The sequence below is a fragment of the Pseudomonas sp. IT-232MI5 genome (assembly GCF_949767845.1).
Classification (GTDB): Bacteria; Pseudomonadota; Gammaproteobacteria; order Pseudomonadales; family Pseudomonadaceae; genus Aquipseudomonas.
The window spans coordinates 356,899-370,699 of sequence record NZ_CATKQE010000044.1 but is presented as its reverse complement, the minus strand read 5'-3'; the positions used below and the strand labels follow the sequence as shown (position 1 = coordinate 370,699).

The following is a 13,801-nucleotide window of genomic DNA, read 5'->3' as shown; positions in this document are numbered from 1 at the left end:
GGCGAAGGCCTACAGGGGTTATGCGTTTAACTGACGATTTCGAGGGCTGGCTGTTGGCTTGAGCCGTAGGTGAGATATTCAACCAGTTCCGCTAACGGCAACGGCCGGCTGATCAGATACCCCTGCACCTGATCGCAACCAAAGCCGCGCAGCAATTCCAGTTGCTCCGGAGTTTCCACCCCCTCCGCGACCACTTCCAGATGCAGGTTGTGCGCGAGATTGATCATCGCGTGCACCAGTTTGCGGTTCTCTTCGCGCTGCTCCATGCCACCGACAAAGCTCTTGTCGATCTTCAGCAAAGTGATCGGCAGGCTGTTGAGGTGCACGAACGAGGAAAACCCGGTGCCGAAGTCGTCCAGCGAGAAGCGCACACCGAGGCGGCCAAGGGCGTCCATGGTCTGCTTGACCAGATCGCTGCGGCGCATCACCGCCGTTTCCGTCAGTTCGAATTCCAGCCACTGCGCTTCAACACCGCGCTCAGCGATCAAGCGGCTGAGCGTCGGCAACAACTGACTGTCCTGAAACTGGCGGAACGACAGGTTGATCGCCATGTGCAGCGCCGGCAGACCACGTTCGCGCAACGCCTGCATATCGCGCAGAGCCCGGGAAATCACCCAATAACCCAACGGCACGATCAACCCGCTTTGCTCAGCCAGCGGCACGAATTCGCTCGGCGGCAGCAAACCACGTTCGCCATGGCGCCAGCGCACCAACGCTTCGAGGCCGACGATCTGACCATCCTCAAGATTCAGGCGTGGCTGGTAATGCAGCTCCAGTTCATCGCGACGCAAGGCCCGGCGCAATTCGCTTTCGAGGTCGGCCATGCTTCGCGCATTGCGATTGATGCGTTCGTTGAAGATATGAAAAGTGCAGCCCTGCGTGCTTTTGGCCTGCTGCATGGCGATGTGCGCGTGCCACATCAGCGGATCGGCACCGCCCTGCGCACGGGCATGGGCGATGCCAAGACTGGAGCCGATCAGCAGGCTTTCGCCATCGACCCAATACGGTTCGGCGAGCGCTTCGGTGATGCGTTCAGCCATCCATTCGGCGCGTTGTGGCGCACGACGGGTGTCGATCAGCAGAGCGAATTCGTCGCTGCCCAATCGCGCCAGTTGATCACCCGCCTCCAGCTGACTTTTCAGCCGTGCGACAACCTGCAGGATCAAGCGATCGCCCGCCTGATGACCCAGCGCGTCGTTGGCGTGGCGGAAGTTGTCGAGATCGAGATGCCCGAGGGCCAGGCCGCGACCGTCGTTTTCCGCGAGGCGCGCGGCGAGCAAGGTCTGGAAACCCTGACGGTTGGCGATACCGGTCAGCGGATCCTGTTCGGCCAGGCGTTGCAGGGTGTTTTCGAGAACGCCGCGTTCGCGCACATGGCGCAGGCAACGGCGCAGCATGCCGGCGTCGAGGGCGTCGAACACCAGCCAGTCGCTGACGCCAACCGGTGCGGTGTCCGGTTCGTGTTCCAGCAGCAATACCGTCGGCAGGCTGCAACGGCCCGGTGCCGGTTGTAATGCCGGAAGGGTCAACAACACCGCATTGCGGTTGTCTTCGAACAGACTGCTGACCGAGTCCCAGCTCGGCGCGCTGATCAGCACCGCCGCGCTCCCCATCGGAGCCAGACACTCACGCAATAACGCTGTCCACGCTGGCTCTTCGGCCAGTAGCAGCAAACGCAAGGGTTCGACAGGCGTAGACAAGCTAGCTCCCTAGACTCTGCAAAGATGTGGGCGGGGCATTATGCCGTTGCGATGTTCAATGACCAAATGACAACGGTTATCAAAACGTTATTTTGTGTCACGAATGAGTACATTAGCCGCAAAATCACCGCGCATCCTCCGCGAAAGTAACAAAACCGGCAAATTTGAATCGCGTGGTACGTCACAAGTCGGAGAGAGCAGCACAATTCTCTGAGCCTGTTAAAATGCCGGCCCATTTCGTCAACGACTCCCGAATTTTCGTATGTCCCGACTCAATCCCCGGCAGCAAGAAGCCGTGAACTACGTCGGCGGCCCTCTATTGGTGCTCGCCGGTGCTGGCTCCGGCAAGACCAGCGTGATCACGCGCAAAATCGCGCACCTGATCCAGAACTGCGGCATCCGCGCCCAGTACATCGTCGCCATGACCTTTACCAACAAGGCCGCGCGCGAGATGAAAGAGCGGGTCGGCACCTTGCTGCGGGCCGGCGAAGGGCGTGGCCTGACCGTCTGCACCTTCCACAACCTCGGTCTCAACATCATCCGCAAGGAACACGCGCGGCTGGGCTATAAACCCGGTTTCTCGATTTTCGACGAGACCGATGTGAAAGCCCTGATGACCGACATCATGCAGAAGGAATACGCGGGCGACGACGGCGTCGACGAGATCAAGAACATGATCGGCGCCTGGAAAAACGACCTGATCCTGCCGCCTCAGGCGCTGGAGAACGCGCGTAATCCCAAGGAACAGACTGCCGCGATCGTCTACACCCACTATCAGCGCACGCTGAAAGCGTTCAACGCGGTGGACTTCGACGACCTGATCCTGTTGCCGGTAAAGCTTTTCGAAGAACACGCCGACATTCTCGAAAAGTGGCAGAACAAGGTGCGCTACCTGCTGGTCGACGAATATCAGGACACCAACGCCAGCCAATACCTGCTGGTAAAAATGCTCATCGGCAAGCGCAACCAGTTCACCGTGGTAGGCGACGACGACCAGTCGATCTATGCTTGGCGCGGCGCGCGGCCGGAAAACCTGATGCTGCTCAAGGACGACTATCCGTCCTTGAAAGTGGTGATGCTCGAGCAGAACTATCGCTCGACGAGTCGCATCCTGCGCTGCGCCAACGTGCTGATCTCGAACAACCCGCACGAATTCGAAAAGCAGCTGTGGAGTGAGATGGGCCACGGCGACGAGATCCGCGTAATCCGCTGCCGCAACGAGGACGCCGAAGCCGAGCGCGTGGCCATGGAAATCCTCAGCCTGCACTTGCGCACCGACCGTCCGTACAGCGACTTCGCGATCCTTTATCGCGGTAACTATCAGGCCAAGCTGATCGAGCTGAAGTTGCAGCACCACCAGGTGCCGTATCGCCTGAGCGGCGGCAACAGCTTCTTCGGCCGTCAGGAAGTGAAAGACCTGATGGCCTACTTCCGCCTGATCGTCAACCCGGATGACGACAACGCCTTCCTGCGCGTGATCAACGTACCGCGCCGGGAAATCGGCTCGACCACTCTGGAAAAACTCGGCAACTACGCCACCGAACGCAAGATCTCGATGTACGCCGCCACCGACGAAATCGGTCTGGGCGAGCATCTGGACAGCCGTTTCACCGATCGCCTGTCGCGCTTCAAGCGCTTCATGGACAAAGTGCGCGAGCAGTGCGCCGGCGAAGACCCGATCTCGGCGCTGCGCAGCATGGTCATGGACATCGACTATGAGAACTGGCTGCGCACCAACAGCTCCAGCGACAAGGCGGCCGATTACCGGATGAGCAACGTCTGGTTCCTGATCGAGGCGTTGAAAAACACCCTCGAAAAGGACGAAGAAGGCGAAATGACCGTCGAGGACGCCATCGGCAAACTGGTCCTGCGCGACATGCTCGAACGTCAGCAGGAAGAGGAAGACGGCGCCGAAGGCGTGCAGATGATGACCCTGCATGCGTCCAAGGGTCTGGAATTCCCTTACGTGTTCATCATGGGCATGGAAGAGGAAATCCTCCCGCACCGTTCCAGCATCGAAGCCGACACCATCGAAGAAGAACGTCGCCTGGCCTACGTGGGCATCACCCGCGCGCGCCAGACCCTGGCCTTCACCTTTGCCGCCAAGCGCAAGCAGTACGGCGAGATCATCGACTGCGCGCCGAGCCGCTTCCTCGATGAGCTGCCGCCGGACGATCTGGCGTGGGAAGGCAACGACGACACACCGACCGAAGTCAAAGTCGTGCGTGGCAACAGCGCATTGGCTGATATACGCGCGATGTTAAAGCGCTAGAATTGACCACTTTTTTTACTAGACCTTCGGCGCACAAAGCGCCAAAAGAGGACAGCTTCATGGAAGCATTGCACCAGAAAATCCGCGAACAAGGCATTGTGCTTTCCGACCAGGTCCTGAAGGTCGACGCCTTCCTGAACCACCAGATCGACCCGGCCCTGATGAAGCTGATCGGCGACGAATTCGCCTCGCTGTTCAAGGATTCGGGCATCACCAAGATCGTCACCATCGAAGCCTCAGGGATAGCCCCGGCGATCATGACCGGTCTGAACCTCGGCGTGCCGGTGATCTTCGCCCGCAAGCAACAGTCCCTGACCCTGACGGAAAACCTGCTGTCGGCGACCGTTTACTCGTTCACCAAAAAGACCGAAAGCACCGTGGCCATCTCCCCGCGTCACCTGACCAGCAGCGACCGCGTGCTGATCATCGACGACTTCCTGGCCAACGGTAAGGCGTCGCAAGCGCTGATCTCGATCATCAAACAGGCCGGCGCGACCGTTGCTGGCCTGGGCATCGTCATCGAGAAGTCGTTCCAGGGCGGCCGCGCCGAGCTGGACTCGCAGGGCTACCGCGTTGAATCGCTGGCCCGCGTGAAATCGCTGAAGGATGGCGTCGTCACTTTCATCGAATAAAGCCACACCGCAGCCCCCCTGTAGGAGTGAGCCTGCTCGCGATAGCGTAGTGTCAGTCGATACATTCGTCGGCTGAAACACCGCCATCGCGAGCAGGCTCACTCCAACAGGCAACTCTCAAGCCTTCGACAAATCCATTCTGTACCCCGCCCCCGGCACCCCTTCATGCATCGCAGCTTGAATATCCGCGTACAAGGCATTCGCCTCGCCGGTGGTAATCGAACGCGAACAATCACGCAGCACCACATGCAAAAGCACGTTCTCCTGACCCGGCAGCATTCCGAGTCGCTCAATGGCTTGCGCAGGTAAATCCGAATGTTGCCAACGCCCCTTGATTCGCATCTCCTCAATCCATCCAGAACAATCCCCTGCCGCCTGCAACATCCTCTCGGTCAATACCTCTTCACTCAATCCCGGCGTTACCGCCAACGAGATATCGCGGGCAATCGACGGCAAACGAGATACCGCAGTCCAAGGATCCAGATCATGCATCTGCGCCTGCACGCGCACGTTCTGATCACGCAACAAACGAATATCAGGAATGCCTTTGCGCAACATCGTCAGGCGATCCAGCCCCATCCCAAGAGCGAGCCCGCCATGGCGCAGAGGATCAATCTGCAAACGCTGCAATAGCGACTCCGCAATACGCCCGCACTCAAGAACCTCGACCGGCACGCCACCATTCAACACATTCACTTCAATCCCACCCTCGGTGTAGTGATGTGGACTATCGCTATAAACCCATGATTTTTCAGGAACGGCCAACTGCAAAATATCGCCGACAAGACGCAGCAAATGCTCATGGGATGCCAGCTCTGGATCGCCCAATACCCAAATGTCCATTTGGTGCGGCTCGGCGCAATGCCAACGATCTCGGCTATCACGCCTGAAGGTAATGCCCGGTGCTGCCAGCAAAATGGTTTGTCCCGGCTGACGAACCTCCGCGACCTGCTGAAGCGCCGCAGGAATCTGGCTAGTGGTCTGTGTTCGCAAAAGCGAATGCTCATCGACCCAACGGGTGTGCTCACTGCCGAGGGTGATTTCTGCCGGGTCGTAACCCAGCAAACCGTAGTTTTCTTCGGCGGATACGATCCTTGGTCCAACCTGCAACTGGGCTCGGGGCCAGCCCTTTTCTTCGAGTCCCTGAAGGACTTCATTCAGTATTAGTCGGACAGCGTGATCGGGGTGGCTCTTTTCGGTCAAGTCAGTCAGAAGTAAGGCTTGATGGACAGAAACATCTGTCAGGTATTTCTTTGATATATGCACTTTGTGCCCCTGTATTTATGATTGGCATGAGCCCCAGAAAACAAGACCCATAAATAAAACCTAACCAGACAAGACCTCCCACCACAATTTAAAAACCTTGAATTTACAACTTTCAGATTAGGCCTACAGACGCAGTCCACTTAAATAACCGAACCACCCACCTCACAAAACAAGACAGATGAAATCATTTTTAAAAAGCAAGAATATTTATTTAACACGACCACAAACTTATGCATTAATCCGCTCACCCCCATGCAACTTGGGGGATCACAACAAAATCAGAAAAAGGAAAATAAAATGCAAACCGAAAAAACTATAAAAGAAAATCTCAATCGAATCACTTCTGGCCCGGGCAATTTCGGGTGGGCACCGTTAGCCTGGGCGCATACTGAAGATTAATTGAAAGCACCGCGCGGCAACCGCCCTTGCCGCGCACTTCAGAATAAGGAGGGTTTTATGTCACCGCCAAATATAGCGTCGGCGCTCTTCAATCATGAAGAATTTTCGATTATCGCCGACTCGAATGAATTCCTTAGAGAATGCGAGCTTTGGGGATTCGCGACGGTCAATATTGCTCAGTTAGAGACGTTTCCAAAAAACAGCATCGTTTTTTCATTCAGCAACGAAGCTGCAAAAATGACATTTGAGATCGCAAAAAAGACGGAGCGAAAAAAAATCATCTTTTGCGCGACCCAAGTATTTGAACCATCCTTGGCCGCCGCGCTTTACAGCCTAAAGCTTCTGATGGGCAGCGATTTTCAGCAATCGCTCTGCTCGCAGCGAGCTGTGTTGAATATGCTTAACTCCCACCAGACCTTTTCGTTATCTGGCAACGAATCCAATGCAACCGTATCTATTCTTCCCCATGCACAGCCTTATGCATTGCTTGGCGAAGATGTGACCGAAAACTTCGTGCAGTCCGTCGCAGAATTTTTTGAGGTTCATTACGCACATATGAACCCATTAGAGCCCTGCCCTTTTATATTCTCAGGCACATTGAATGTTTCCGGAATACTGACTGTACTCAGAAAGCCTAACCCCGAGTTACCTGCCGGTGTAAGAACATCTCTAAAATGGCTAAGCGATCGGATATCAAACGAAGAGACCTTGCTCACAATAGAAGAAAACAACATAACCTCATTAAGAATAAATAACGAAGAACATATTAAGCTTCTGGATCTGGCTGCGGGCAAACGCGGACTTAAACTTACGGAATTTGCCATCGGTGTTAACGAATCCATCTCGACCAAAATTGATTACAAAATCAACTCTCAAATGAATGAGGGAGTCAGCGGTGTTCATTTAGCTATTGGTGATGGTTCCTCTGGCTACCACATAGACTTTCTTAGCCCATCCGTGAGCGTCCATCCGATTCACTCGTTAGAGTGCGCTTAATATGTAGGAGTAAGCCTGATTGCGAATGCCTAGGGTCAGTCGACATCTTGGTTGACTGATGCACCGCCATCGCGAGCAGGCTCACTCCTACAGTTGTTTTGGGTCCGGCAGTTATTGTGCGGTGGCTTTGAGGCCGGTGAGCAGCAGGCGTTGGAAGAGGTCTTCTTTCAGGCCTTCCGGGTTGGTGAGCTGCATGCGTTCGAGGTGTTCTGGGTATAGCGATGCCTCGGGGGCGTCGAGGGCGGCTTTGCCGAGTTCGAGGATTTCGGTGAGTTTGAATTTGCTCTTCAGCCAGTTCAGCGCACGCAGCAAATCCCGCTCGATCGCGGTGAAATCACAGCCCAGTGGATATTCTGGAAACAGGTTCGGATGCAGCGCGGCGATTGCCTGCAAACGCTGTGGCGTGTTGTCGGCAAAGCGTGGGTCGAGGCGGAAATCCTTTGGCAGCTTGCCGACTTTTTGCGCTTGCTCGATCAAGCCCTGCTGGAAGCGCGAGTCGCTGATGTTCAACAGCGATTCAATGACGACCGCGTCGGATTTACCACGCAGATCGGCAATGCCGTACTCGGTGACGACGATATCGCGCAGATGCCGTGGAATCGTGCAGTGGCCGTATTCCCAGACGATATTCGAACTGACGTCGCCACCGGATTCACGCCAGCTGCGCAGAATCAGAATCGAGCGCGCATCGTGCAGCGCGTGGCCCTGCGCCACGAAGTTGTACTGCCCACCGACACCGCTTAGCACCCGTCCGTCTTCGAGTTGATCTGCCACGCCGGCACCGAGCAAGGTCATGGTGAACACCGTGTTGATGAACCGCGCATCGAGGCGTTGTAGGCGCTTGAGTTCTTCCTGCCCGTAGAGCTCGTTGATGTAGCTGATGCGGGTCATGTTGAATTCGAGGCGTTTGCTCTGCGGTAACTCGCGCAAGCGCTCGTAGAAACTGCGCGGGCCGAGGAAGAAGCCGCCGTGCACCGAGATCCCGTCAGTCTGCGCCGCCTCATCAAGGGTGCCGGCGTTGGCCTGTTCCTGTGTCAGTACATCCGGGTAGACCTTGCGCCGGATGATCCCGGCATCGGCTAGTACCAGCAGGCCGTTGACGAACATTTCGCTGCAGCCGTACAGACCCTTGGCGAAGGGCGCGGTGCCCCCTTCGCGTTCGATCAACTGCGCCCACTGGCTGAGGTTGATGTCATCGAGCAACGCTTTGTATCCGGCATTATCCGCCTGACGTGCGAGCAGTGCCGCGGTCAGTGCATCGCCCATCGAGCCGATGCCGATCTGCAACGTACCGCCGTCGCGCACCAGCGTACTCGCGTGCAAACCAATGAAATGATCCTGAAAACCGACGGGCATGTTTGGCGTGGAAAACAGCGTGCTGCTGTCCTTCGCGTCGATCAGCAGGTCGAAGGTGTCGATGTCGACTTCGGCGTCGCCGGGCATGTAAGGCAGATCGGTGTGCACCTGGCCGACCAGCAAAATGGTCGCTCCGGCTTCGCGGCGCTTGGCGATCATCGGCAACAGGTCGAGGGTGATATCGGGGTTGCAGCTCAGGCTCAGACGGTCGGGGTGTTCGCTGCTGCTGGCTAATAACTGCGCTACCAGATTCAGCCCGGCGGCGTTGATGTCGCGAGCGGCGTGGCTGTAGTTGCTGCTGACGTAATCCTGCTGGGCCGGCGCGCTGTTGAGCAGGCTGCCGGGCTGCATGAAGAACTGTTCGATACGGATGTTGGCCGGCAGGCTGTCGCGGTGCAGGTCGGCGAGGAAATCGAATTCCGGGTAATCACCGAAGACGCGCTCGACGAAGGGTTCGATGAAGCGCTTCTGCAATCCATCACCCAGCGCCGGGCGGCCGAGGCACAGCGCGGTGTAAATCGTCAGCTGCCGCTCGGGCAGCTCTTTGATTCGCCGGTACAGCGCGTTGACGAAGTGATTGGGTTTGCCCAGGCCTAGCGGCATGCCCATGTGGATGTGCGCCGGCAAGCGCGCCAGCACGTCGTCCACTGCCTGTTCGATCGAACACAACTGCACCATCTGAAGCCTCCTGCCCGTTCCGTGAATAGGGGTAGACCGAGATTGCCTTGAGTTTGCTGCAATGAACAGCTTCAGAGTGAATGTGCGCTGTTCTTGAAATATTTATCCGACTCGAAATTGTTGCCCTCACCCTAGCCCTCTCCCAGAGGTAGAGGGGACTGATTGGGGGTTGCTGTGAAGATACGCCGACGTGAAACTGATGTGCTGAATCCATAATCGCTAAGGTCTTTCAGGTCGATGTATAGCGAAAGACACTTCGGTCGGCCCCCTCTCCCTCCGGGAGAGGGCTGGGGTGAGGGCTACTAAATCGCAGGCACAAAAAAACCGTCCGAAGACGGTTTTTTTCGTCAGAAGCGCGGCTTATTTCAGGCCGGACATCTTCTCGATTGCGCCTTTCAGGTCGGCGTCGGAGCAGTCAGCGCAGGTGCCTTTAGGCGGCATGGCATTGATGCCGGTGATGGCCTTGGCCAAGATGCCGTCGAGGCCGCCCTGGTGATCGGCTCGTTCTTTCCAGGCTGCGGTGTCACCGATTTTCGGCGCGCCTAAAAGGCCGGAGCCATGGCAAGCGTTGCAATGTTTGGCAATGATTGAGTCTGGAGTCTTGGCATCACCGCCGCCGGCAGTTGCAGCCACTTCCATCCCTTTGCATTCCTGCCCTTGAACACACACCTGGCCGACCGGCTCGAGGCGTTTGGCAATGGCGTCATTCGTCGCAGCTTGAGCGCTGACAGCCCAGAGGGCCAGTACGGTTGCTGGTGCAGCCAGCATTTTCATAATTAGGTTCACGCGTTCACCCTCAATGGTGGCTATTCACGCCTGCGGCCACGGTTCGCAGGCGGGCGGAAGTATAGCGGGTAGCCCGTCACACTGAAACAACCCCATAGTCGAAGGGGTTATACCGCACGGTAGAAAAACGGTCCGGATGCCTTTGCCATCATGGCTTGGCACCTCTTTGTTAAAAATTCGCCGGCGTGGCTGCGCTGATTAGTCGCGCAGGCGCGTCGAACGGATTACGGAAACGATGCGGCTTGGTACTTTCAAAGTAGTAGCTGTCGCCGGCTTCGAGAATAAAAGTTTCCAGACCCACCACCAGTTCCAGACGACCTTCCACCAGAATCCCGGTTTCCTCGCCTTCATGGGTGAGCATTTCTTCGCCGGTATCGGCGCCCGGCGGGTAGATTTCATTGAGGAAGGCGATGGCGCGGCTGGGGTGCGCGCGGCCGACCAGTTTCATGGTCACGGCGCCGTCGGAAATGTCGATCAGCTCGTTGGCCTTGTAGACAATCTGGGTCGGGACTTCCTGCAGGATTTCTTCGGAAAAGAACTCGACCATGGACATGGGGATGCCGCCCAGTACCTTCCTCAGCGAACTGATCGAAGGACTGACGCTGTTCTTTTCGATCATCGAAATGGTGCTGTTGGTGACGCCCGCGCGTTTGGCGAGTTCACGCTGGGAAAGCCCTTTGAGCTTGCGGATCGATTGCAGTCGTTCACCGACGTCCAAGGCGGGAGCCTCCTGATGTTGTAAGAATATTGAGCGTTATCATGGCGACAGCGTTCAGTATTTACAACACTTGGCCCCCGCAGCGGCGTTAACCCTCGGAATAGAGCCTTGGCACTCGGCGCAGATTGCAAAAGATCTGGTACGGAATGGTGTCGGCCCACTGCGCCACTTCACTGGCGAGGATATTTTTGCCCCACAATTCGACGCTCGAACCGAGGTCGGCTTGCGGCACATCGGTCAGATCGATGCAGAGCATGTCCATCGACACGCGACCGAGAATGCGGCTGCGCTTGCCAGCCACCAAAACCGGCGTGCCGGTCGGCGCCTGACGCGGGTAGCCATCGGCGTAACCCATGGCGACCACGCCGATGCGCATCGGCTTGTCGGTGATGAATTTGGCGCCGTAGCCGATCGGCTCGCCGGCGGGCAGCTCACGCACACAGATGACTTTCGATTCGAGGGTCATCACCGGTTGCAGGCGCTCGGCCACGGCGTTGGCTTCTTCGAACGGGGTCGCGCCATAAAGCATGATGCCCGGGCGCACCCAATCGCTGTGAATCTGCGGCCAACCGAGCACAGCCGGCGAGTTGCGCAAGCTGACTTCCGCCGCCAGGCCCTGACGCGCCGCTTCAAACACCGCAACCTGCTCGGTGCTGCTCTGCGCGTGCAGTTCATCGGCGCGGGCGAAGTGGCTCATCAAGACGATTTTCGCCACTTTGCCGCTGGCCAGCAGCCGTTGATAGGCTGCCGGGTAATCCTTGGGATGCAGACCGACACGGTGCATGCCCGAATCAAGCTTCAGCCACACGGTAATCGGCTTGCTCAGCGTCGCCTGCTCAATTGCTTCGAGCTGCCACAGCGAATGCACCACGGTCCAGAAATCATGCTCGACGATCAACGCCAGCTCATCGGCTTCGAAGATGCCTTCGAGCAACAACACCGGGGCCTTGATGCCGGCCGCGCGTAACTCCAGCGCTTCTTCGATGCAGGCGACGGCAAAACCGTCGGCCTCGGCTTCCAGCGCCTGCGCGCAACGCACTGCGCCATGGCCGTAGGCATCCGCCTTAATCACCGCTAACGCCTTGGCGCCGGTGACTTCGCGGGCAATTCGGTAGTTGTGGCGCAGGGCTTCTAGGTCGATCAGGGCACGGGCAGGACGCATGGCGGCAGACTTCTAGGCGGTCATGGGAAGAAAAACCGGCGCCGACTGACGACGTGAACCGCCAACAGCGCCGGGAGAGGGATCTTTACAACGGTTACGGCAGCGCGGCGACGATGGAAATTTCCACCAGAATGCTCGGTTTGGCCATTTTCGCTTCGACGGTGGCACGGGCCGGGGCGGCGCCTTTGGGCAGCCACTGGTCCCACACCGAGTTCATCCCGGCAAAGTGTGCTTCGATGTCGTTCAGGTAGATCGTCGCCGACAGCAGGTGTTGTTTGTCAGTGCCGGCCAGATCAAGCAAACGCTCGATATTGGCAAGGACTTCGCGAGTCTGCTGTTCAATCCCGGCGTCGAAGTCGTCGCCGACCTGCCCGGCCAGATACACGGTGCCGTTGTGGCTGACGATCTGACTCATGCGCTCATTGGTGAGCTGGCGCTGGATTGCCATGTTTTGCGGACTCCTGAATTTTGTTGCCGTAACGGGAAATATCGAGGCCTTCGGCGCTGATCTGTGGCTTTTTCTTTGCCATCAGGTCGGCCAGCAAACGACCGGAACCGCACGCCATGGTCCAACCGAGGGTGCCGTGACCGGTATTGAGGAACAGGTTCTTGAACGGCGTGGCGCCAACGATCGGCGTGCCGTCCGGGGTGGTCGGACGCAGACCGGTCCAGAAACTCGCCTCGGCCAGATTACCGCCCTGAGGATAAAGGTCGTTGACGATCATCTCCAGGGTTTCGCGGCGGCGCGGGTTCAGCGACAGGTCAAAACCGGCGATCTCGGCCATGCCGCCAACGCGGATGCGGTTGTCGAAACGGGTGATCGCGACCTTGTAGGTCTCGTCGAGAATAGTCGAGGTCGGAGCCATCGCCGGGTTGGTGATCGGCACGGTCAGCGAGTAACCCTTGAGCGGATACACCGGGGCCTTGATGCCCAGCGGCATGAGCAATTGCGGCGAATAGCTGCCGAGCGCCAGCACGTAGCGGTCGGCGGTTTCCAGTTTGCCGTCGATCCACACGCCGTTGATGCGATCACCGGCGTAGTCGAGTTTCTGAATGTCCTGGCCGAAGCGGAATTCGACACCGAGTTTCACTGCCATTTCGGCGAGACGCGTGGTGAAGATCTGGCAGTCGCCAGTCTGGTCATTCGGCAGGCGCAGGGCGCCGGCGAGGATGTCAGTGACACCTGCCAGCGCTGGCTCGACGCGGGCAATGCCGGCGCGATCGAGGACTTCAAACGGCACGCCGGATTCTTTCAGCACGGCGATGTCTTTGGCGGCATTATCCAGTTGCGCCTGGGTGCGGAACAATTGAGTGGTGCCGAGGCTGCGGCCTTCGTAGGCGATGCCGGTTTCGGCGCGCAATTCATCGAGGCAGTCGCGGCTGTACTCGGACAGACGCACCATGCGCTCCTTGTTCACCGCGTAACGGCTGGCGGTGCAGTTGCGCAGCATCTGCGCCATCCACAGGTACTGGTCGATGTCGGCGGTGGCCTTGATCGCGAGAGGGGCGTGGCGTTGCAGCAGCCACTTGATCGCCTTCAGCGGTACGCCCGGCGCGGCCCACGGCGAGGCGTAGCCCGGCGAGACCTGGCCGGCGTTGGCGAAACTGGTCTCCATGGCCGCAGCGGGCTGCCGGTCGACCACCACCACTTCAAACCCGGCACGGGCCAGATAGTAAGCACTGGCGGTACCGATGACGCCGCTACCCAAGACCATTACGCGCATTTTTGTATCCCTCATCGCGGCAGGGCCGCGTACGTCTGTTGTTAGAGCAATGATGCGCGCAGTGTAAAAAAGAAATGCCAGTGCTTTTCACTATATAAGCGCCTATATTTGG

11 protein-coding genes are annotated in these 13,801 nt (G+C 57.8%); 3 read left to right on the top strand and 8 right to left on the bottom strand.

Going from position 1 to position 13,801, the window contains the following annotated elements:
- Positions 1 to 26 precede the first annotated feature (26 nt).
- On the bottom strand, positions 27 to 1,700 hold the full coding sequence (locus tag ACM6JQ_RS20185; RefSeq protein WP_007920401.1) for a putative bifunctional diguanylate cyclase/phosphodiesterase: 1,674 nt from the start codon (positions 1,698 to 1,700) through the stop codon (positions 27 to 29).
- 262 nt (positions 1,701 to 1,962) lie between these two features.
- Between ACM6JQ_RS20185 and rep the strand changes: the two genes are divergently transcribed.
- Both rep and ACM6JQ_RS20175 read left to right on the top strand, forming a co-directional pair.
- On the top strand, positions 1,963 to 3,972 hold the full coding sequence (rep, locus tag ACM6JQ_RS20180; protein ID WP_007920400.1) for a DNA helicase Rep: 2,010 nt from the start codon (positions 1,963 to 1,965) through the stop codon (positions 3,970 to 3,972).
- A gap of 59 nt (positions 3,973 to 4,031) precedes the next feature.
- Positions 4,032 to 4,604 carry a xanthine phosphoribosyltransferase gene (locus ACM6JQ_RS20175; protein ID WP_007920398.1) on the top strand — a complete coding sequence of 191 codons (573 nt, stop codon included), beginning with the start codon at positions 4,032 to 4,034 and terminating at the stop codon, positions 4,602 to 4,604.
- A gap of 117 nt (positions 4,605 to 4,721) precedes the next feature.
- Here ACM6JQ_RS20175 and ACM6JQ_RS20170 read toward each other — a convergent pair whose 3' ends face one another.
- Positions 4,722 to 5,870, bottom strand: a complete 1,149-nt coding sequence (locus ACM6JQ_RS20170; protein WP_095113227.1) for a hypothetical protein — start codon at positions 5,868 to 5,870, stop codon at positions 4,722 to 4,724.
- A 456-nt stretch (positions 5,871 to 6,326) separates the two neighbouring features.
- Here ACM6JQ_RS20170 and ACM6JQ_RS20165 point away from each other — a divergent pair, with 456 nt between their 5' ends.
- Positions 6,327 to 7,265 carry a hypothetical protein gene (locus tag ACM6JQ_RS20165; RefSeq protein WP_095113226.1) on the top strand — a complete coding sequence of 313 codons (939 nt, stop codon included), beginning with the start codon at positions 6,327 to 6,329 and terminating at the stop codon, positions 7,263 to 7,265.
- Between the two features lie 111 nt (positions 7,266 to 7,376).
- On the opposite strand, the gene ACM6JQ_RS20160 is transcribed toward ACM6JQ_RS20165, so the two are convergent.
- The 6 genes from ACM6JQ_RS20160 to dadA form a co-directional block, all read right to left on the bottom strand.
- Entirely contained in the window at positions 7,377 to 9,299 is a 1,923-nt protein-coding gene (locus ACM6JQ_RS20160) for an acetyl-CoA hydrolase/transferase C-terminal domain-containing protein (RefSeq protein ID WP_414894567.1), read from the bottom strand.
- A 360-nt stretch (positions 9,300 to 9,659) separates the two neighbouring features.
- Positions 9,660 to 10,073 (bottom strand): c-type cytochrome, encoded by a 414-nt coding sequence (locus ACM6JQ_RS20155; protein ID WP_414894608.1) that lies wholly within the window; start codon positions 10,071 to 10,073, stop codon positions 9,660 to 9,662.
- Between the two features lie 181 nt (positions 10,074 to 10,254).
- Entirely contained in the window at positions 10,255 to 10,803 is a 549-nt protein-coding gene (locus tag ACM6JQ_RS20150) for a cupin domain-containing protein (RefSeq protein WP_007920393.1), read from the bottom strand.
- An 88-nt stretch (positions 10,804 to 10,891) separates the two neighbouring features.
- Positions 10,892 to 11,965, bottom strand: coding sequence for an alanine racemase (gene alr, locus ACM6JQ_RS20145; protein WP_007920392.1), 1,074 nt, complete (start codon positions 11,963 to 11,965; stop codon positions 10,892 to 10,894).
- Between the two features lie 94 nt (positions 11,966 to 12,059).
- The gene (locus tag ACM6JQ_RS20140; RefSeq protein WP_042561737.1) at positions 12,060 to 12,413 is read right to left on the bottom strand and encodes a RidA family protein; all 354 of its coding nucleotides are present in this window, start codon (positions 12,411 to 12,413) and stop codon (positions 12,060 to 12,062) included.
- A complete protein-coding gene (dadA, locus tag ACM6JQ_RS20135) occupies positions 12,385 to 13,689 on the bottom strand; it encodes a D-amino acid dehydrogenase (protein WP_414894566.1) in 1,305 nt (434 codons plus the stop codon). Before dadA ends, ACM6JQ_RS20140 begins: the two co-directional genes overlap by 29 nt.
- Between the last annotated feature and the right edge of the window lie 112 nt (positions 13,690 to 13,801).